A 22,899-nucleotide genomic window follows, 5' to 3' on the forward strand; every position below is an offset into this window, starting at 1 on the left:
TAGCTTATGTGTTTACCTACCACCTCCCCCTACGGGTACTCCTCCTTCCTGAAGGAGGAGAGTTTAGTTACTTTTGACTTTTGATACGCCTTCTTTTTGTGAGATATTACTTCTGTTTTATTTTCGGTTTATCAATAAACCTCCAGCTCGTAGATTCTTGCAGCCTTCAGACTGTTGTTTTGTGTAGACTGTGTAACCAGCAGTCTGACGTAACGTACCGAAGTCGGCTTAAACTGGCGAACTACCGTGTTTTTCTTGTTATCACTCAGTTCATCAATCGTTTTCCATTCTTCGTCCGGACTGTTTCTACCTTGTAAGAAGCAGGTATGAGTGATAAAGACGCTGCCTTCATTTCCGGCATTTACCAACTTCCATCCACGGATCGTCTGTTCCTTTCCGAAGTCGAAGTCAATGTAGTTGGGAGCCGTGCTTGTATCACACCATTTCGTCTTCACATCACCGTCTACGGCATATCTTGCAACTTCTTTTTCGTTGGTTTCACCGGAACATTTGATTAGTTTGGCTTGTTTCAACAGGTTTGCTTTACTTGTCGCTTCTTCTCCATTGTCTGCTTTCAAGGCTGTGCGGAACAATTCCGAAGCCGGAGTTACTGCCGGATACTTCTCGTTAACCAGCGTTGCTGCAAATAATACAATATCTGCATGATCCGGCAAAGTAACCGTAGTCGCTCCTTTAGGAATATCCATGCCAAACTTGAACATATACGTAAACTCATAAGCCTCATCTTTGTCAGAAGCATGACGGTGAGTGCCGACATAAGCGATTTCTGCATCTTTTAGGAAGCCTTCCGTATGTCCCAGATGTTCCCACTGACCGATAAATCCGGTATAGGAAGGTACGGTGATTTCCTGTGAGTTGTTACCGGTGCTGAAGGTAGCAACTGCATCTTCACCGGCAGAGGCTGCCAGGAAATAGATACGGTTGTAAGAATGTCCGGTTGGCAACTGAAGTACATTGCCTTTGCAAGTCAAACCATTGGCAATTTCTTTCTCTCCCAAGCGGAAAGGAATGCCGTCAGCTTTCAGGATGGAGTCGGGGAGAAGTTCTGCTGCATAGCTGTTGCCCGATTCGAAGTTCCCTTCTTTGCGGAAAGCATTCCAGCTGAAACATCTGCGATCATAGTCCAAAGGCAGATAAGCGTATGCCGGAGCTTGAAGATCAGCTTTTTTCTTCAGCTTCACTTTAAATGTCTGTATGCTGTAGGGAGCGATAGATACATTCAGCTGGTTCTTGTTGAAGTCAGCGCTGCCGATCTCTTTTTCCGTACCGTCTGCAAGTACTGCCTTCTCTATTTCACCGGCGAAGGTGATGGCTGCCTGTTGCGGAGCTGCGCCTCCTGTTTCATATACACGTACTACATATTCATCGGATACTTCCGCTTTTTTCAGCGCTTTGATAACGACTTGATCGTTGCTTGAACGCACAAAAGCAAATTCCTTACCTAGTGTTCCGGTATGTTTCGGACTGCTGAAGGCTTTGATCGGTTGATTCAGAATTTCAGCTTTGATGGCGGTGGCGGGTTTGTCAAGTGCTCCGTCATGTCCTGTGAGGCTATAAGTAAATGTATGGAAGCCGAAGTCCTGACGATCCTGATAAGCGTAATTCCCTTTTGTTTCCGGTGTATGGAGAAGAGTCAGACGGATGGTATTGTTATCCGGTTTATCCCAGCCATATTTACTGTCATTCAGGATCGATACACCGTAGCTGTTGTTCTTATCGGTCAGGTCTGCCCATTGCTGTGCATATACTTCGTAAGCGGTCTGTACATTATTGCCTCTTTCCACGCTGCCGATTCCCAGATCGTAAGTAGCCTTTTCATTTTCTATATTCAGAGGAAACTCTGCTTTCAGCAGTGTGTTTGTTGACTGCCAGTCTATTTCGTTATAGAAATCTATGCGGTCGGCACGGCTGCCTTCGTAGAGGCGGATGTATTGCTTGAAGAGCGATTTGCCATGCTTCTTCTCAATGCAGAGTGCTTTACGGAGTGCGCCGTTTTCCACTAAAGTGATCTTTGCACCGTCTGTGATGGAGACAGGTTCACGGTCGATGGTCTCTTTCAGGATTTCCCATGCAGGCCATGCGTACGACTTGTTTTCGGTGAAGAGTGCCAGGCGAATCGCTTTTCCGTCTTTTACGAGTTCTTTGTTGTTGCGCTTGTCTGTCAGTGAGATGATATCTCCATTTTTATTCAGTGTGATTTTGTAGACGGAGTTTTCGATGGCTGAGGCTGCTGAAGGAGAGATCGTTTTTTCAGATCCTCCGGTGCGGACATCGTATACTGCATAACTGTTTGCGGGCAGTGACGCTGCAACCAGGATGTGAGCACGTCCGTTCTCGTAACCGATCATTTGCGAAGCGACTTTCTTGCCTTGTGCATTGTATACAGTGAAGCCTTTCGGGGCTTTAGGCTGTTCGAGGATGATCTCTGTCAAGTCCGATACCGGGAAAGCGTTTGCATTATAAAGAACGACAGGCGTTCCTTTCACGCGTGTATCCATCTGTCCGGCAATGGCGTTGACGGAAGAAGTCAGTACTTGTGAGAATTGTTTCAGAGAGATCAGTTCATCGTTCCATGAGAACTCATAGGCACGGGGGATACTCGTTCCCGTCAGGTCATCATGGAATTGATGGAAGATGAAACGTTTCCATGCCTCCGTCAGCGTGTGTTGCGGATAGCTGGCGGTACCCAGCCATTCGGCAGCGACCGCCGCTCTTTCTGCTGCATCGCCCAACTGTTCGTTTTGTCGGTTGTACAGCTTCATGGCTGCCTGCGAAGTGTAGCAACCTGTTCCGTGAACATCCATCAATAACTCTCCGTCAAATACCGGTAGTTCCGGGTGATTGTTGAACGGCAGATAATCTTTGAACAACTGATCGCTGGTAGCACTGATCACCTCTACCGGACCATCACCTTTGATTCCCTGTTCTACAGAACGTACCGAACCCAGAGTAGGAGAGCCACCGATATCCCCTGTTCCATAATAGCGGTAGACCGTATTGAGCGGAGTACGTTGGGCTAATTTTTCCAGATCTTTATTCTTCGAGAGATCTTCGTTGTTCCATTTGCGTCCGTAGTCATATCCGTGGGCTAGCATTACTTGTTTGCCGTCAATGCCCTTCCAGAGTCCGATGGTAAACGGATGCTTGCTCTTTCCATAGAAGGGATGATTACGCCAGTCCAGTTTCTGTGAAGAGAAGCCGATCAGTCCGCAGTGTGCGGCAATGGTGGGAAGCGTCCATCCGAATCCGAAGCAGTCCGGCAGGAAGATATCCGTTCCTTCTTTTCCGAACTCTTGCCGGTAGTACGTCTGTCCGAGCATGATGTTACGGATGGAGGCTTCGACGGAAGGAACCAACACATCACTTGCTTCCCAGCTACTTCCGGCGATATGCCAGCGGCCTTCCTCGATGAATTTCTTCATCTCTTCATACTGTTCGGGATAGTATTCCTTCATCCACGCATACTTCACTCCGCCTTCAAAGTTGAAAACGTATTCGGGATATTTCTTTAGCAGAAATAAGTTCTGACTAATGGTATTCCAGACATATTCGTTGATTGTTGTCTGGATGTCCCAGTTCCACTGGGTGTCGAGGTGGGCGTCCGACACCATATAGGCTTTCACCTTTTTCTTCGCGGTGTCATCTTGTGCATAGCTTCCTCCTGCTAAGGCAAGGGCGAGGGCTACGGCAATTACTTTTTTGTTCATCATGGTTTATTTTTAACAAGTTTAGTAGTTTACAAATTTGTTTTCATTCAATATGCTTACAAATATAGCTGTTTGGAGATAAATGTCTGTTCTCTGTTGTGCCAATCTTCAAGTAAATGTATGTTGGCAGGCCAGAGTACTGGCTGACTAACTAGAGTATAATATAAGTCATTGCATATCATTGGTTAACATCTCTCGATGTACAATTAAAGTACATGCTGTAGCAGCGATGATAAAAGGAACTACAAGGCATAAACAATTCGTTTTTATTCTGAATTGTGAATTCCTTGTAGTTCGTATTTAATCAAACCGAAAGAGTCTGCGGAATATTAGGGCAGCGGATCTGCGGTAGCAGGTTTCTTCGGATTGTAGATAGCCATACCCACCTTGGAATCTGCGCAACCATAATACAGATACCATTTATCCTTATAATAAACCATCCCTTCGATGAACACCGTTCCGTCTACATACTGCCCGCTCTTTTCGAAACTATCCATCGGGCGGAAGAACGGTTCGTCGAGACGGGTGATGAAACGGGTCGGGTCATTGGCGTCGAAGAGGGCTTGTCCGGCAGCGTAAACATTGGCGGTATAGCGTTTGTCGCCTCTGCTTGCACTGTTTTTACCATTATACAGAAGTACGATTCCCTTTGGAGTATAAATAGCCGGAGGACCGCATTCCGTCAGCTGGCTGTCGAAGTGTCCGTCACGGGGTGAAAACAGTTTTCTCAGCGAGCCGTCCGTATTTACGTATGGAGTCCAGTTGACTAAATCTTCGGAAGTGGCGGCAAACACATGTTCCTCTCCCCAATACATGAAGTATTTTCCGTCGATTTTCTTGATCACCTGTTTCCCATTGACAACTTCAGTCAGAATGGAGCCGGACTTGCATCCTAAATTGAAGAACTTGCCGTCATACGCTTTGGCAAAAGCGGGACCGTGCTTTGTCCAGTCTTTCAGATTGCGGGAAGTGGCTATTGCCAGACGCGGAATGTGGCGGTTCCATTGCGTATAGGTCATCACATACAGTCCTTCTGCTGTGACGGCGATACGCGGGTCTTCGCATCCGCCCGGCCATTCCAGTTTCTTTTGAGTATCGTTATCCGGATAAAATACCGGGGTCTTTTCCCGCTTGAAGTGAATGCCGTCACTCGAAGTGGCGTATCCGAGACGTGAGGTACGGTGACCGATACCGACACCGGATTTATCTTCTGCCCGATACAGCACGACAATCTTGCCGTCATGCAGGGTAGCTGCCGGATTGAAAGTGTCATTGGATTCCCATGCAACGTAATCCTGTGTCATCGGACAATAGAATTTCGTGTTCTCTATAGGAGATATCACCGGATTAGCTCCCTGTGGTCGTTCGAAGCCTCCGAATGCCCAGTCGGGTAATACGTTCTTTTTGTCGTTGGAAGGTTGTCCTAAGGCGGTACAAGTCATCATGGTTGTAGTAACCAGAAATAAAAAGGTTGATTTCATATTATATAATTATTATTTTGGGGAGTAATATATACTCTCTACATATAAATTAAAAAATAAAGATTTGCTGTCATCTGTCACATAAATGGTGGCAAATGAATGATTATGTGATTGTTATAAGGTGACGGCAAGGTGTGATAGCAGAGTGACAGTAGTTTTGCTGTCACTGTGGCATCGCGGAGACGCTTACGGCGAAGAAGGTCGGTTTCTGTGCCTTGATACCAAAGTTTCGTCGGCGAGAAACTAAAGTTTCAACGGTGAGAAACTATGGTTTCATCAGTGAGAAACTTTAGTTCCAGCGGCTTGAAACTCTAGTTTCGGAAGTTTGAAACTTTAGTTTCAAAGGCATGGAAACTCTTGTTTCATACAGTGAAACGATTGGTTCCAAAGCATGGAACTATCGGTTTCACCGTATGAAGCAGTTATCTTATAAGTAAAGATGGAGTAGAGACTACTGAATGCTGTTCAATAAGTCCACTTTGCCTTCATTGACCAGTTTGAGGATCAGCTCTCCGAACAACGTATTCTGCCATGCAAACCATGCACGGGTAAAGTTTTTCAGGTCGTTTTTGTTGAATGATTCGTGCATGAAGCCGGTACCTGCATCCGTATCCATCAGCATTTTGATGCAAGTTTTGATTTCTGCGTCATTCTGGCTGGTGAAGGCTTTCATCATGATACTCATGGGCCATATCATGTCATATCCGATATGCGGACCTCCGATACCTTCCCCGGCACTGCCTTTGAAGAAGTAAGGATTGTCTTCGCTCCATACAAACTTGCGGGTATTCTGATAAATCGGATCAGTCACTTTGACGTCGCCCAGATAAGGCAGGGCGATGAGGCTCGGCACGTTGGCATCGTCCATCAGTAGCTGATTGCCGAAGCCATCTACCTCGAAAGCATAAATCTTACCGTATTTCGGATGGTTGCAGACAGCATATTTCTTTAATGCTTTCTCTACTTCATCCGCCAGTGCGGTACATTCTTTGGCCAGCGCCGGTTTCTTGTTCACGGTGTTCAGAATTTCGGCAGCTTTGCGCAAGGAAGTAATGGCAAAGAAGTTGGAAGGAACGAGGAACTGGAAAGTCGTAGCGTCATCCGAAGGGCGGAAAGCGGAAGCAATCAGTCCGACAGGTTTCACCGGATTGCCCCAGCCGTCATTGGTCATGGTGTCGAGTGCGCGTTCGGTCTTACGCTGGAATCTGTACGGGCCTTTCGCGTCGTCCTTACGCTGCTGTTCCTTGAACGTCTTCAGCACATTTGCGATGGCCTGCAGCCATTCGTCGGAGAATACGCTGGCATCGCCCGTTGTTTTCCAGTAATGGTATGCCAGGCGGATCGGGTAGCAGAGAGAGTCGATTTCCCATTTGCGTTCGTGAAGTTCCGGTTTCATGTCCGTCAGGTCGCTCATCCATTCGCCTCCTTCGGAGTTCATGTTGAAGGCGTTGGCGTACGGGTCGATATTGATACATTTAAACTGGCGGTTGATGACTCCTGCCAGCATCTTTTTCAGTTCGGGGTCTTTATTGGCAAGCTGCACATAGGGCCATACCTGCGCACCGGAGTCGCGGAGCCACATGGCGTGGATGTCTCCGGTGTATACAAAAGTGTCCTCTTTTCCGTCGAAGTGAACGGTAGTGTCCAGTGTGTTCGGGAAGCAGTTCTCGAACATCCATGCCAGTTTCGCATTGGTCAGTAGTTGCTTGATGTGGTCAATCTGCCGTTCTACTTCCTGCGATACGAATAAGCGCTTGGAGGTTTCGGGGCGGTTGGTCTGGTAATTATTGACCCGGGTATTGTCTTGCTGGGTCACAAATTCGCGGTTTTCCATTGCTTGCACGCCGGCAGCGCCCGAAAGTGCTGCGCAGAGGCAAAGTGTTTTGGTTATATTCATGGTAATTGTTTTTTTAATTCATGTAAGGGTTAATAATCAATGTTTTATTTCTCGATTTCAGCGAACAGCTCGATCAGGCAGGCATTATCGAGCAGCCATTTATAAGGTTCCTCGTTATGTCCCGACCAGTCTCTTCCCAGTAATCCGTTGGCATCCCGATAGTTTCTCCATGCGTGGAGCGCGTTCTCTGCCATCGCACGGACATAAGTCGGGTTGTGGTCAATCTTCTCCAGCGCCTTGAAGCCTCTGAACAGAATCACGTTAAACCACGACATATCCTTGTGTACCTTGACTGACGGGTCTTTCTTATCTGCTTTCGAACGGAAAAAGGCATCGGTTCCCGCGGCTGTCTTCTGGGCATCGCGCAAGTAATCCTTGTCTCCTGTCTCTTCGTACAGTAATACGCCTGCCTGAATCATTTGTCCACTGTTGTAGGCGTACTTGTCTTTCGAGACTTTCCCTTTCAGATTGATATTGTCCCAGTAAAGGAAGTCGTCGGGATCACACAAGTGTTTTCTGGTCCATGCGTAAGTTTCCTTGGCCTTGTTCAGATACTTTTTGTCCTTCGTCAGACGGTATAGCTTGACGCCGAGTACTGTGGACGGGGCATTGGAGCAGGTATGCTTCGCTTCTTTCTGCTGTTCGCACCAGAAGATTCCTCCGCCCAGTTCGTCACTCCAGCCGCTGTAGATGTATTCGTACAGGGCAATGGCCTTTTTCAGATAGTCGGCCTTCTTTGTGAGGCGGTAGTAGTCGCAATAATCCAGTGCGATCCAGATGTTGTCATCGTAGTAGCGTCCATGCTGACCGTATTTGACAGGGTACGACTGATAGCATGCCGGAAGTCTTTCTCCGTCCCAGTACTGTTCCAGTCCCGGCAGGATGCGCTTTTCCAGTATCGTCTTGTACTTCTTGTCTCCGGTAGCCTGGTACATGGCTACGCAACCGGACATCATCCCTGAGTAGGGCCACAGAAAGGAGGCCTTCAAGGTTCCGTTCTGCTGTGCTCCGCCCGCCAGATAAGTGATTTTCTGGTCGGGATTCACGGGATATGTTTCGGTAAGCAGCCCGTCTTCCGTCTGATATAAATTCAGAACATTGTCGAGGATAGAGTCGGCAATGGACACGAAAGGATGATTTTTCACCGTTTTTCCGGAAGCGGAAGCGAGGCAAAACAACATACAGGCTACAAAACATATATTTCTCATATGGGTATCAGATTATAAAGTGAAGTATTCGGGGTTATTTTTGCTGACGTTGGTCAAACACCAGTTCCACTTTCACAGGGAAATGGTCGGATGGCGTACGTGCTTCATAAGCCTTAATGGTGATCTCTTCCGGACAATCTCTCACGTCCTCCTTTTTACTGTTTTCCCGTACACTCCGATAGGTATCTGTCAGCACACCGTATCTCTTGACGTGGAAAGAAGGTGAAACGAAGATATGGTCGATGCGGCTTTCGGTAAAACTGTTCGGATCGAAGTTGTTGAAAGTTCCGTTGAGCGCATATCGGTAGTCGCACTTCTCGTAAGAATCGCAGAGGACGCCTTTGCTGACAAATGCGTCGTAGGACTGGTGGGTCTGGTCGACGTTGAAGTCTCCCGTCAGGATAGCCGGCAGATTCTTGCCTCTTCCCAGCTCTTTCATCTTTTCCTGTACGAGGAAAGCGCTCTCCACACGGGCTTTCTTGCCGATGTGGTCCATGTGGAGATTGAAGAACAGAAACTCGAAGCCGGTATCTTTGCATTTGAAGTGACCCCAGCTGCAAATACGGGGCAATACGGCATCCCAGCCTTTGCTCGGCACGTCCGGAGTTTCCGACAGCCAGAAATCTCCTTTCTCTACGATGTCGAATTTGTCGGTGCGGTAGAAGATAGCGGAGTGTTCGCCTTTGTCTTTACCGTCGTCGCGGCCTACGCCGATATAATCATAACCGGGAAGGGCTTCTTTCATGTCTTTCAGTTGGTGAAGGAAGCATTCCTGTGTGCCGAAAATATCGAAGTCGTGGTATTGCACGATCTGGGCAATCACCGGATAACGCTGTCCCCAGCCGTCTCCACGGGCGGAGTCGGAACCATTGGCATTTCTCAGGTTGTAGGAGGCAACGGTGAGCGAAGTAGGCTGATAGCTCTGACAGTTGCAGAAGACTATCGCTGCAAGAACGATAAATAAAAGGTTTCTTAGTTTCATGTTTTCTTTAGTTTGTTTGGATTAGATCATTCATTAAAGCATTCAAAAGTACGACATTTTATTCAAATGAAAGGGAATAGGGAATATCTTTTTCAGTCGTTCCCCGCTGTTTGTTCGGCGTAGGACTCATCTGATACTGGATATTCGCTCCTTTCAGTAATTGGTCGTGCGTCAGATAATTGCGGGTGAATGCCTTGCCATTTACCTTCATATCCTTCACATAACGGTTGTCGGTGTTATTGTTGCTTGCTTTTATTGTGACGGTTTTTCCATTTTCCAGATGCAGCTTGGCTGACTTGAAAAGGGGAGTTCCCAGAATGTACTGATCTGTTCCCGGACAAACGGGGTAGAATCCTAAAGCCGAGAAGACATACCAGGCAGAAGTCTGACCGTTGTCTTCGTCACCGCAATATCCGTCGGGGCCTGCCGTGTAGAGCTTGTCCATGATTTCACGAACCCAGTGCTGGGCCTTCCAAGGTTCTCCCGAATAGTTGTAAAGATAAACCATGTGCTGGATAGGCTGGTTGCCGTGAGCGTACTGTCCCATGTTCATTACCTGCATTTCACGCATTTCGTGGATCATGCCACGGCTTTCCATACCCTGTTTGCCCGGAATGACAAAGACGGAATCCATCATGTTGTTGAACTCTTTCTTGCCTCCCATCAGGTCGATCAGTCCTTGCGGATCATGGAATACGCAGAAACTCCAGTGCCAGCTGTTGCCTTCGCAGAACTCGCCGCTCCAGTCTACTGCATCAAATTTGGGGTTGAACACACCTTTGTCGTCTTTGCCCACCATCAGTTTGCGTTCCGGGTGGTAGACGTTCTTGTAGTTCAGTGCACGTTGTTTGAAGATATCGATTTCGCTTGCCGGTTTGCCCAGTTTCTTGCCTAGCGTGTAGATGGTCCAGTCGTTGTACGCATATTCCAGCGTGCGGGCAACATTCTGTCCTATACCGATATTGTTGGGGACATAACCCAGTTTGTTGTAGGCGTCGTATGCAAGGCGGCCCGAAGCTGTGCCGCGGAGATGGGCGTTTGCGTCATGTTTCAATGCTTCCCAAAGTGTTTCGATGTCATATCCGCGCAGTCCTTTGATATAGGCGTCGGCTACTACGGAAGCGGAGTTGTTGCCGACCATACAGTCACGGTGTCCGGGACTTGCCCATTCCGGAAGGAATCCGCTTTCAAGGTACGCATTGACCAGTCCTTCCTGCATCTTCTGATTCATGGACGGATACATCAGGTTCAGGAATGGGAACAGACAGCGGAACGTATCCCAGAAGCCGGTATCCGTAAACATATAGCCCGGTAGCACTTTTCCGTTGTAAGGGCTGTAGTGTACGACCTGTCCTTTGGCGTCTATTTCATAAAAGCTGCGTGGGAACAGCATCGAACGATAGAGGCAGGAATAGAAAGTGCGCAGATTGTCGATATTATCGTCTTCCACATCTACTTTGCTCATTTCACGGTTCCAGATGTCTTTTCCTTTAGTGACCAGCTGGTCGAAACTATCCTTGCCCAGTTCTTTGAGATTCAGTTCCGCCTGCTCATAACTGATAAAAGAAGAAGCGACACGTGCGTGAACGATCTCCCCTTTCTGGGTAGCGAATCCGATGATCGCTCCGGTATGGTTGCCCTGAACTTCTGTTTCGTTCGGGAGAATGTTGTTCTCTTTCACGCCGGAAGTAAAGGTAAACGGTTTGTCGAACTGGATGACAAAATAATTCTTGAAGTTCTCCGGCACTCCGCCGCTGTTCTTGGTAGAATAACCGATGATCTTGTTTTCTTCCGGAATCACCTTTACATAAGAGCCTTTGTCGAATGCGTCGATAACGACATAAGCGTTCTTGGTTTCCGGATACGTGAAACGGAACATAGCGGCACGCTCCGTCGGAACGAGTTCCGTAGTAACGTCGTGGTCTGCGAGATATACCTTATAATAATAAGGTTTGGCAACCTCCGCCTTGTGCGAGAACCAGCTGGCACGTTGGTCCTGGTCGAATACCAGTCCGCCTGTGATCGGCATGATGGAAAACTGACCGTAGTCGTTCATCCACGGGCTGGGTTGATGTGTTTGTTTGAAGCCCCGGATTTTGTCGGCATTGTAGGTATATGCCCAACCGTCCCCCATTTTTCCGGTTTGCGGTGTCCAGAAGTTCATTCCCCACGGCAGTGCCGTGGCCGGATAGGTATTTCCGGTCGATAACTCAAACTTGGACTGCGTTCCTACCAGCGTGCTGACATAGTCTACCGGATTCTTGACGGCAGAAATTTGCATGCTGTACAACACCGCACCTCCAATAAATAACAGGTGTTTAAATGAAAAATGTGTTTTCATGAACAAATGAATTTATGAATAAAATTAGTTTCTGTGACGAAAATAGAGAGAAAAGGAATGCCGCTACCGGAAGTCGAAATACTAAATTGCCCTGTGGCGCTATAATTAACTAAACTGGCACGCATTCTTACATATATTCTGCGCCAAAAAAGTGCTGGAAAGTTTTTTTGTTTACCTTTGTCATATTGCAAATCTAAGGATTCTATGCCATGAAAAAACATTGTATTTTACTTTTCTTCTGCTGCCTTAATCTGCTGATGAATACAGCCGGTGCCTATAATCTGAAGCAGGTTGCCGACAAAGAATATATGTCCAACAGCTCTATTACTTCTCTGTGCCAGGACGACAAAGGACTGATGTGGATCGGCACTTGTGACGGACTCAATATCTATGACGGTCAGGAGATCGAAGAATTTAAGACCCGTGACAAGGAGGATTACTTATCCGGCAATCAAATTGATAATATTATCTATACCGGCAACGATACTTATTGGTTTCAGACCTATTATAGCCTGATTCGTCTGGACCGTAAAACGAACTCCATAACACGCTTTAATGAGTTTCAGAAACTCTTCTTGATGAATAAGGATAATCATGGCACCTTGTTTATCATTAAAGACACCAACTGCATCTATTATTTTCATAAGAAGGAAGGCATCTTTAAGAAAATCAATGTGACCGGTATCCCGATATCGGATGTCATTACTTTCTTCTTTGATAAAAATAACCGTATGTGGGTGATGATGAAAGGGTATAACCGGTGTTATGACCTGCAACAGGACCCTCTGACGGAGAATATCACTTTAGTATCGCAGAAAAGCGGTTTGGATCATCACACGCCATTGATTTGTAGCTTTTACGATGACGCCGCCGTTTACTATGTGGATAAAGAATACAATCTCTATGCCTTTCATATTGAGAGTAAAAAGAATGAATTTATAGCTAACCTGGGAGCGAACATACAGGCGCATGACAAGATTTCCTCCATTGTTAAATATCATGATAGCTTTTTTGTCGGCTTAATGATGGACGGTGTTCTGACGTTGGAAAAACAAAAGGGCAGCGGTGAATATCAGATTCAGACCTTACCTATAAATAGCGGAACATTCAGCCTGATAAAAGACCGCTTTCAGGATGTTGTCTGGATTGGTACGGATGGGCAGGGCGTTTATCTTTACTCAAATCCTCTTTATTCTATAAAATCGGTGGTACTGAATAACTATACCGAAAAGATAGAACGGCCCGTGCGTGCTTTGCTGCTTGACAAGGAGCGTACTTTTTGGATCGGTACCAAAGGAAATGGTATACTTAAAATCTTTGATTATGAGGTACAAAAGAATATCTCGGACTGCCGCTCGGAGATACTGACAACATCGAACAGCGGTTTAGGCAGTAATGCGGTCTACTGTATCAGAGAAAGTAACCGTAACTTGTTATGGATCGGTGATGAAGAAGGACTGAACTTTTATTCGTATCGCGAACGCCGTATCAAGAAACTTCCTCTCTGGATTGATAATGAGGAATTCAAATACATACATGATATTTATGAAACGGAGGACTCGGAATTGTGGCTGGCCAGTGTGGGGATGGGAGTAGTCAGAGCGCGTATCGGAGGTACACCGGATCATCCGGTTCTTGAAGATGTGCAACGATATGTGGTCAATGGCGGAGAATTCGGCTCTAATTACTTCTTTACGATCTGCAAGGGAGACAGTCTGAACCTGTTGTTCGGCAATATGGGATACGGGGTATACCGCTTCAATGAAACGATCAACGGATTGGAACCGCTGACCACTCATAAGTATGAGAATATGAACTTGAACAAGGTAGTACCTATTATAAAAGATGATGCGGACAATTATTTGATCGGTACTACTTATGGAGTCATCAAGTATGCCTCAGAAAACTCTTATCAACTGTTTAATGCGAAAGACGGTTTTCTGAACAGTACCATTCATGCCATTCTGAGGCATTCGTCCGATAACTTTTGGCTGAGTACGAATCAGGGATTGATTAATTTTGATACCAAAAGAAATGTATTCCGCTCTTATGGCTTTGGCGACGGGCTTAAAGTCGTCGAATTTAGTGACGGAGCTTCTTACAGAGACCCGCAAACGGGTATACTGTTTTTTGGAGGAATCAACGGCTTTGTAGCTATTCAGGCAGATGGACGTCCCGAACAGCTTTATATGCCTCCCATCTACTTTGACAAACTCTCTATCTTTGGAGAACAATACAACCTTGGAGAGTTTATCACCCGTAAAAAGGAGAATGAAGTATTGAATCTGAAATACGATCAGAACTTCTTTGCTGTTTCATTCACCTCTGTCGATTATCTGAACGGAAATAACTGCACCTATTCTTATAAACTGAAAGGATTGAGTGACCAGTGGATTAATAATGGTAAAGAAAGTTCTGTCTCTTTCACGAACATGGCTCCCGGCGAATATACGTTATTGGTGAAGTACTACAATAGTGTATTCGATAAAGAAAGTGAAGTCTATTCTTTGTTGATACGGATCGGTGACCCGTGGTACGCCTCTTGGTGGGCGTATCTCATTTATTCTTTATGTCTGCTTATGATAGCCGCCATGCTGGTACGTTCGTTTATTCTCCGCACCAAACGGAAAAAGCAGGAACTGCTGAATGAAATAGAGAAACGCCATCAAAAGAATGTATTCGAGTCGAAACTTCGTTTCTTCACTAATATAGCTCACGAGTTCTGTACCCCGTTGACTCTTATCTACGGTCCTTGCGGACGTATCCTTTCATCAAAAGGACTCAGTAAATTCGTAGTCGATTATGTTCAGATGATTCAGACGAACGCGGAACGTTTGAATAACCTGATTCACGAACTGATCGAATTCCGCCGTATCGAAACCGGAAACCGGGAAGTGAGGATCGAAGCCCTGAATGTATCTTCCTTAATGAAAAATACGGCAAAGACCTTTGTCGATATGGCTAAATCCCGGAATATCACATTCCTGAGCAAGATACCCGAGCAAGTTTCCTGGAACTCAGACAAAGGTTTTCTGAATACTATTATTATCAATCTGATATCCAATGCTTTCAAGTATACTCCGGATGGGAAAAGTATCAAAATAGAAGTGGATACCAACGATGAAAACCTGCTGGTTCTCCGGGTGGCCAATGAAGGAAGTACGATTAAAGAAGAAGACTTTCAATATGTTTTCAACCGTTATGCTATCCTGGATAGCTTTGAAAACCAGGATGAAAAGAACTTCTCCCGTAATGGGCTGGGACTTGCCATTTCCTACAATATGGCGAAATTGCTGAATGGTACGCTGAAGGTGGAAAATACGCCTGACGGCTGGGTATTGTTTACTTTGTCATTGCCTCCGCTGGAAGTGACTACCGGCGTATCGTCTTCTAAACGAATCACTTCGGAATACATTCCAAAAATAGAGTCGCAACTGGTGCTGAAACTTCCTCACTATGAATTTGACAAGATGCGGCCTACATTGCTGGTGATTGATGATGAACTGGAAATGTTGTGGTTCATCGGGGAAATCTTCTCTAACGATTTTAATGTGGTCACCCTGCAGGAGCCGGAACGGGTGGAGCAGGTATTGAATGAAGTTTATCCGAATGTGATCATTTGCGATATCATGATGCCGGGAGTTGGCGGTATCGAATTGACGAAACGGATTAAGTCGGTGAAGGAAACGTCACATATACCTATTATTATGGTTTCCGGCCGGCATGAAATGGAACAGCAGATGGCTGCACTTTCTGCAGGAGCCGAGATGTATATCACCAAACCGTTTAATGCCGAATATCTCCGTATCTCTGTTTGTCAGATGTTGGAACGTAAGGAAGTACTGAAGGATTATTTCAGTTCAGCAATCAGCTCTTTTGAAAAGACAGATGGTAAACTGACACATAAGGAATCGAAAAAGTTCCAGCAATCTGTTCTGAAGATTATCAATGACCACATTCAGGAGAAGGAACTGACTCCCCGTTTCATAGCCGATCATTTGGCTATCAGCGTTCGCAGCCTTTACCGGAAAATGGAGGAGATGGGGGAAGAAAGTCCTACGATTATGATTAAGGAGTGTCGTTTGTATGTAGCGAAAGATTTGCTGCTGAAAACGAAAAAGACGATTGATGAAATTGTATTCGAAGCCGGATTCTCTAATAAGGTCACTTTCTTTAAAGTATTTCGTGAAAAGTACGGATGCACGCCAAAAGAATTCCGGACCAAACACTTGGAAGAAGTACAATAATTATTGGAGTGGTATGGCAACAATTAGAATTTTTTCGAATTTTCATTCGAAAAAAATAATACTGAGTAATTGGAGGATTTTTCTCTTTATCCCTACCAGTAGCAGTTTTAATTTATGAAATAGAAAGATATGATAGTGTCGCATTTAGTTTATATATGAGTAAATGTCTATGCCAAAGAAGTAAAAAAGGAAGTTCGTTCTCCAGTTATTGTTTTCTTGATTTTTATCTTGATTTTAATAGCGGGGAATTTAACCTTTAAGGAGAACTGGAATACTATTAAATCATGCCAAAATAGTAAATATCCCTGCCGTATAATATAAAACACAAAGAAGGAAAACTAAAAATCTTGGCAAACACATTAATTTTGCTGGTGCATTAAAAAGGTCAGAATAATATAATATGTTTAACTAAATATCTCATGAAACTATGAATCAACAACACGATCCTCCACCTGTTTTTTAAGTATGTAATGATCCCTTTTTACTTTTTATTTTATTTGAATTAAATTTAATATCTTATGAAATCTAATTTATTTATGAAGCGAAAGCTTGAAATCGGACTATCTTTATTAATTGGAACGTCCGTTTTTGGAGGATGCAATAATGACTTGGCTCCGATACGCCAAAGTCAGACTTTTCCTCCCAATTTGAATGCACCAACTGTTTTTGAGAGTTTCTCTCCTGATAGTGGTGGCGTAAAGACTCAATTAATTATTCGTGGACAGAATTTTGGTACGGATACTGCCTATCTGAAAGTGACTGTTAATAATAAGCGTGCTGCTATTGTAGGAGTAGCGGATGATGTAATTTACGCTATTGTTCCTGCGCGTGCTGATACTGGTTATGTTCGTTTATTTGTGGGCAAAGATGATAATGTCGAAGAATATGCTTCCCAAACAAAATTTATTTATCAGTTTAAACGTAATGTAACAACTTTGATGGGTAGACAAGGGCAAAGTGGGCGTGATGACGGACCATATGCTGAATGTAAACTACAACGTCCTTGGTTTGCTTTGGCGGATAAAGATGGTGCCTTGTTTTTTATTGATGAGGGGCGTGGACAAAATAAAAATGGTGCTTTGCGCCGTGCTCAGGAAGGCTGGGTGGAAACTTTGGTGCAAAATTCGAGTGGTCCATTCCAAAGTCCTACCTGTCTTGCGTTTAATCCCAAGCAGGACACTCTTTATATTTCTAATATGTCCTACGGAAGTGATATAAAAACTAGTTTTAACATACTATATGTAACACGTGAAGGTGGTTTTATGGATGTGAAAGGGCTATGTAAGTTTGAAAAAGCAGAAACGCAAGGTTTAGCTGTGCATCCACAGACTGGTGAAATTTTCTTTTGTAATAAATCTGGTGGATATATTTATCGCTTTAATGGTCCCGATTATGAGGATTATGAACCATTATTCCAAATAAACAGAGCAGATAAAATAGATACTCGTATGGTTTTTAATCCCGAAGGTACGGCTTTATTCGTGGTAGTTTGTAACAGACATTGTATCTATAAAGTTCCTTATAATGCATTGACTCATACTTTTGGTGAGCCTGAACTATTCGCAGGTGGCTGGGATGAATCCGGTTATGTCAATGGTAGTGGGGTGACTGCTCGTTTCGATAATCCGAGACAACCTGCTTTTGATCAGGATGGGAATATGTTTGTCCCTGAATATGGACGACATACTATTCGTAAAATTACTCCAACAGGTGAGGTGTCTTTGTATGCTGGATTACCTGGTCAAGCAGGATTTACGGATGGTCTTCCAGAGAAGGCTAGATTTAATAAGCCTGAATGTGTGACAGTTTATTTAGATAATTCACTATATGTAGCCGATAGAGATAACCATCTTATTCGTCGTGTAACAGTGGAATAATAATGTATAAAAAGATATATTCATGAAAAATACACAGAAATATTTCATATTACTTTTGATGTTGATATTACTTGTTCCAAGCAATATATGGGGACAAGAAACAAAAAAGGAAATTATAGTCAAAGGTGTAGTGGAAGATGATTTAGGGCCGATAATTGGTGCGTCAGTCGTTGCTAAAAACCAGGCAGGTGTGGGAGTAATCACAAATACTGAAGGTAAGTTTTCTTTGAAAGTGGGACCTTATGATGTATTGGTAGTGACTTTTGTTGGTTATCAGCCATATGAGCTGCCTGTTCTGAAAATGAATGATCCCAATAATGTAACTATAAAGTTATTGGAAGATGTTGGCAAAATTGATGAAGTGGTAATTACAGCCAGTGGACTTCAACAAAAGAAAACTCTGACTGGGGCAATAACCAATGTTGATGTAAAACAGTTGAATGCTGTAGGAAGTAGTAGTCTTTCTAATTCATTGGCTGGTGTGGTTCCCGGTATTATAGCCATGCAGCGTAGTGGTGAACCGGGTGAAAATACATCTGAATTCTGGATTCGAGGTATTAGTACCTTTGGTGCAAAATCAGGAGCCTTAGTTCTTATCGACGGAGTAGAACGAAATTTTGATGAGATTTTGCCGCAAGACATTGAATCGTTCTCAGTACTGAAAGATGCATCAGCAACTGCAATATATGGTCAGCGCGGTGCAAATGGAGTTATCTTAATTACCACCAAGCGTGGGGAAAAAGGTAAGGTGAAAATTAATGTAAAAGCAGGATTTGACTGGAATACTCCTGTAAAAGTGCCAGAGTATGCAAGTGGTTATGATTGGGCGCGTTTAGCCAATGAGGCTCGGTTAGGACGCTATGATTCCCCGATTTATACTCCTGAAGAATTGGAGATAATTAGATCAGGTTTAGATACTGATTTATATCCTAATATTGATTGGAGGGATTTAATGTTGAAGAGTGGTGCACCTCGCTATTATGCTAATATTAGTTTTTCAGGTGGTAGTGATAATGTACGTTATTATGTCTCTGGACAATATACCAGTGAACAAGGACGTTACAAAACGTTTAGCTCTGAAAATAAGTACAATACCAATACGACTTATGAACGATATAATTATCGTGCTAACGTAGACATGAACATAACTAAGACAACAGTACTGAAAGTTAGTGTAGGTGGATGGTTGGTGAATAGGACTACGCCTACTAGAAGTACTGGTGACATATGGGAGGATTTTGCCAAATTTACTCCTTTGTCTACTCCTCGTAAATGGTCTACAGGACAATGGCCGAGAGTGGATGGGCAAGATACTCCTGAATATCATATGACACAAAGAGGATATCATACGAAATGGGAGAGTAAGGTGGAAACTAGTGTAAAGTTAGAGCAGGATCTTAAGTTTATTACGCCCGGTTTGAAGTTTGAAGGAGTATTTGCTTTTGATACTTATAATGAGAATATAATAAAACGGGAGAAAAAAGAGGAAGTATGGGAAGCCCAAAAATATAGAGATGAAAATGGTAAATTGATTTTGAAAAGAGTGGTCAATAGAAGTCCGATGAATCAAAATAAGGAAGTTAGGGGTGATAAACGATACTATTTTCAGGCGTCATTAGATTATAACCGTTTATTTGCTCATGCACATCGTGTCGGTGTTTTTGGCATGGTATACCAAGAGGAAAAGACGGATGTTAATTTCGACTCCAGTGATTTGATTGGTTCTATTCCTCGTCGTAATTTGGCTTATTCCGGTCGTTTTACTTATGCTTATAAAGATAAATACCTTGCTGAATTTAACTGGGGATGTACTGGTTCAGAGAATTTTGAACATGGAAAACAATTTGGTTTCTTTCCTGCTGTTTCTGCCGGTTATGTAATTTCTGAAGAGGCTTTTATGAAAAAAGCATTGCCATGGATAGATCAATTTAAGATCAGAGCTTCTTATGGTGAGGTAGGTAATGATGTATTGGATGGTCGTCGATTCCCTTATGTGTCTCTTATAGATACTGATGATGGAGGATCATATTCATTTGGGGAATTTGGAACAAATAGAGTGCAAGCCTACCGTATTAGAACTTTGGGGACTCCTAATTTGACTTGGGAGATAGCTAAGAAATATGATGTAGGTGTTGACTTTTCTTTTTTTAATGGGAAAATTAGTGGTGCTTTAGATTGGTTTTTGGATAAACGTGATGACATCTTTATGCAGCGTAAACATATGCCATTGACTACCGGGCTTGCTGATCAGACTCCAATGGCCAATGTCGGAAAGATGAAGTCTTATGGATGGGAAGGAAATATAGGATTTACTCAATCTATTGGTCAGGTGAATCTCCAACTTCGTGCCAACTTTACTTATCAGACTACTGATATCATAGATAAGGATGAAGCAGCCAATGAGTTATGGTATAAAATGGATAAAGGCTTTCAGTTAAATCAATCGCGTGGATTGATTGCTTTAGGATTATTTAAAGATCAAGATGAAATAGACCGTAGTCCGAAACAGACAAGTAACAGACCTATCCTTCCCGGTGATATTAAATACAAAGATGTAAATGGTGATGGAGTTATTAATGATGATGATATTGTGCCTTTAGGATATCGGGAAGTTCCGGGATTACAGTATGGTGTCGGTTTAAGTGCTAATTGGAGAAATTGGAATTTGAGTGTACTTTTCCAAGGAACAGGTAAATGTGATTTCTTTATTGGCGGTAATGGGCCTCATGCTTTCCGTAGTGAACGTTATGGTAATATTTTACAGGCAATGGTCGATGGTAATCGTTGGATACCCAAAGAAATATCAGGCACGACTGCTACTGAAAATCCAAATGCGGATTGGCCGCTTTTGACATATGGCAATAATGATAATAATAATAGAAAATCAACATTTTGGTTGTATGAAAGAAAATATTTGCGATTACGGAATGTTGAAGTCAGCTATGATTTTCCACAAACTTGGACGCGTAAATTTTTTGTAAGTAACTTACGTCTAGGCTTTGTTGGACAAAATTTGTTGACATGGGCTCCTTTTAAAATGTGGGATCCGGAAGGGACTAGAGAGGACGGATCTAACTATCCGATAAATAAAACATTCTCATGTTATCTTCAAATAAGCTTTTAATCTTTTGAAAAAACAGATCATGAAAAAACTAGTATATTATATATTGTTATCCATAAGTGCGTTATCTTTTTCGGCATGTACCGATTATATTAATGTGGATAAATATTTCTACGATCAGGTATCATTGGATTCAGCCTTTTCCAAACGTATTTATGTTGACGGATGGTTATCCAGTGCTTATAGTGTAATGAATAAGCTAGGTGAATACAAGGAACCGTTTCGCTGGGCAAGTGATGATCTTTACCATCCTGATATGAAAGAATATGTGGAAGGAAGTTATAGTGCTGATAAACCAAAGGGTGATGAAAATGCTGGTGAGTCTCGTTTATGGAAATATTATGAAGGTATCCGTAAGGCATCTACTTTCTTGGATAATGTAGACCGTTGTCCGGAACTAACTATGGATGAAATAGCTGATATGAAAGGACAAGCCCGCTTTTTACGTGCTTATTGTTATTGGGCTTTGATACGTGTTTTTGGACCAGTACCTCTTATTCCGCTTGAGGGACTAGATGCTGACCTTTCGTATGAAGAATTGTCTTTGCCACGTACTCATTTTGATGAGATAGTTAGTTTTATTGATACGGAACTTGCCGAGACAGCCCGCTTGTTACCCATGAGAAGAACTGTCAACAATTTGGGGCGTCCTACACGAGGTGCGGCTTTAGGACTTCGTGCACGTGTATTACTTTATGCTGCAAGTCCTTTATATAATGGAAATCTCGATTTCTTCAACGTAGTAGATAATAAAGGAAACCAGTTGATTTCTCAAACGTATGATGAATCTAAATGGGCAAAAGCAGCAGCTGCTGCCAAAGATGTAATAGAACTGGCTAAAACCTCAGGTTTGTACGAGCTTTACACCATAGCTCCTAAAATTGGGACATTGGATATGTATCGTCCGCCGGTGCATCCCGAATATTCTACAAAAGATTATCCTGATGGTTGGGCGAATATTGATCCGTTACTTTCGTATAAGTCAAATTTTGATGGTTCAGTTCAAGGTTCCAAGAATCCGGAATTGATTTTTACAAGAACCAGTGATGGAACGGGGACTATTAATGATTGGATGTATCAAGCTTTACCCAGAACAATAAGTGGAAATAACCGTTTATGTGTCACACAAAAGCAAGTTAATGCATACGCAATGAATGATGGACGCACGATTTCGGAAGCTGCAAACACGGGTGATTATGTGACGACAGGTTTTACAACTGAAGCATATTCGGAAAATAATCCATTTCTACCGGCTAAAGTTAGTCTTATGTACAATAAACGTGAACCTCGTTTTTATGCATCTATCGCATATAATGGTTCGGTATGGGAAGCAGCCAGTGCTTCGGAACCTCGATATCGTAATCAACAGATCTTTTATTATCGTGGAACTGAAGATGGTAAACAAGGTTTTAAAGAAGAATGTCCTCTTACAGGGATGACTTTGAAGAAGTTTTATAATTCGGAAGACTCCAGAACAGATGGTGGTTATGTTATAGAAAAAACCGAAATGACTATTCGTTATGCTGAAATATTGCTGATTTATGCGGAGGCATTAAATGAATTATCGGAGGGGGAAGTTTATCATTTAAAGACCTACTCTAATGAAGATGTAGAAATAAAGCGTGATGAGGATGAGATGCGTTATGCTATCAAGCGTATTCGTATGCGTGCCGGAGTTCCCGATTATACGAATGAGACTTATAAAAATCAAGCAGATTTTCGTGTAAAACTGAAAAGAGAACGGCAAGTGGAATTGTTAGGAGAAAACAGTATGCGTTATTTTGATCTCCGCCGATGGAAGGATGCTTTGACAGAAGAAAATCAATTATTGCAGGGTTGTAATATTAATATTAGTGATGATGATACTTATATTGCAGACTTTTACAAGGAAACTCCAGTCTCTTCAGTACATAAAGTCTTTGAACAGCGTATGTATTTATTCCCATTCCCGACATACGAATTAAAGCGCAATGTAAATTTGACACAAAACCCGGGTTGGTAATTAAAACAGTATCAT

General features: G+C 43.3%; 9 protein-coding genes and 1 pseudogene. 4 read left to right on the top strand and 6 right to left on the bottom strand.

What is annotated here, in order from left to right:
- Positions 1-131: 131 nt before the first annotated feature.
- From ACHLI0_RS16565 to ACHLI0_RS16590, 6 genes and pseudogenes are all read right to left on the bottom strand, one after another.
- Complete coding sequence (locus ACHLI0_RS16565) at positions 132-3,728, bottom strand: glycoside hydrolase family 38 N-terminal domain-containing protein (protein WP_490750163.1); 3,597 nt, start codon at positions 3,726-3,728, stop codon at positions 132-134.
- 329 nt (positions 3,729-4,057) lie between these two features.
- Entirely contained in the window at positions 4,058-5,209 is a 1,152-nt protein-coding gene (locus ACHLI0_RS16570) for a beta-1,2-mannosidase (protein WP_490749708.1), read from the bottom strand.
- 451 nt (positions 5,210-5,660) lie between these two features.
- Positions 5,661-6,983 (bottom strand): annotated as a pseudogene (locus tag ACHLI0_RS16575) (glycoside hydrolase family 125 protein); the annotation flags it as partial.
- Positions 6,984-7,150: 167 nt separating this feature from the next.
- The gene (locus ACHLI0_RS16580) at positions 7,151-8,314 is read right to left on the bottom strand and encodes a glycoside hydrolase family 76 protein (RefSeq protein ID WP_011108967.1); all 1,164 of its coding nucleotides are present in this window, start codon (positions 8,312-8,314) and stop codon (positions 7,151-7,153) included.
- A gap of 34 nt (positions 8,315-8,348) precedes the next feature.
- Positions 8,349-9,296, bottom strand: a complete 948-nt coding sequence (locus ACHLI0_RS16585; protein WP_008762720.1) for an endonuclease/exonuclease/phosphatase family protein — start codon at positions 9,294-9,296, stop codon at positions 8,349-8,351.
- Between the two features lie 58 nt (positions 9,297-9,354).
- Positions 9,355-11,637, bottom strand: a complete 2,283-nt coding sequence (locus tag ACHLI0_RS16590) for a GH92 family glycosyl hydrolase (protein WP_225695554.1) — start codon at positions 11,635-11,637, stop codon at positions 9,355-9,357.
- A 209-nt stretch (positions 11,638-11,846) separates the two neighbouring features.
- Here ACHLI0_RS16590 and ACHLI0_RS16595 point away from each other — a divergent pair, with 209 nt between their 5' ends.
- From ACHLI0_RS16595 to ACHLI0_RS16610, 4 genes are all read left to right on the top strand, one after another.
- Positions 11,847-15,884, top strand: coding sequence for a hybrid sensor histidine kinase/response regulator transcription factor (locus tag ACHLI0_RS16595; RefSeq protein ID WP_490749709.1), 4,038 nt, complete (start codon positions 11,847-11,849; stop codon positions 15,882-15,884).
- 518 nt (positions 15,885-16,402) lie between these two features.
- Positions 16,403-17,761, top strand: coding sequence for an IPT/TIG domain-containing protein (locus ACHLI0_RS16600; protein ID WP_011108971.1), 1,359 nt, complete (start codon positions 16,403-16,405; stop codon positions 17,759-17,761).
- A 22-nt stretch (positions 17,762-17,783) separates the two neighbouring features.
- Entirely contained in the window at positions 17,784-20,885 is a 3,102-nt protein-coding gene (locus ACHLI0_RS16605) for a SusC/RagA family TonB-linked outer membrane protein (RefSeq protein ID WP_011108972.1), read from the top strand.
- 19 nt (positions 20,886-20,904) lie between these two features.
- The gene (locus ACHLI0_RS16610; RefSeq protein ID WP_011108973.1) at positions 20,905-22,884 is read left to right on the top strand and encodes a RagB/SusD family nutrient uptake outer membrane protein; all 1,980 of its coding nucleotides are present in this window, start codon (positions 20,905-20,907) and stop codon (positions 22,882-22,884) included.
- Positions 22,885-22,899 lie beyond the last annotated feature (15 nt).

The sequence above is a fragment of the Bacteroides sp. RCH18 genome (assembly GCF_058231005.1).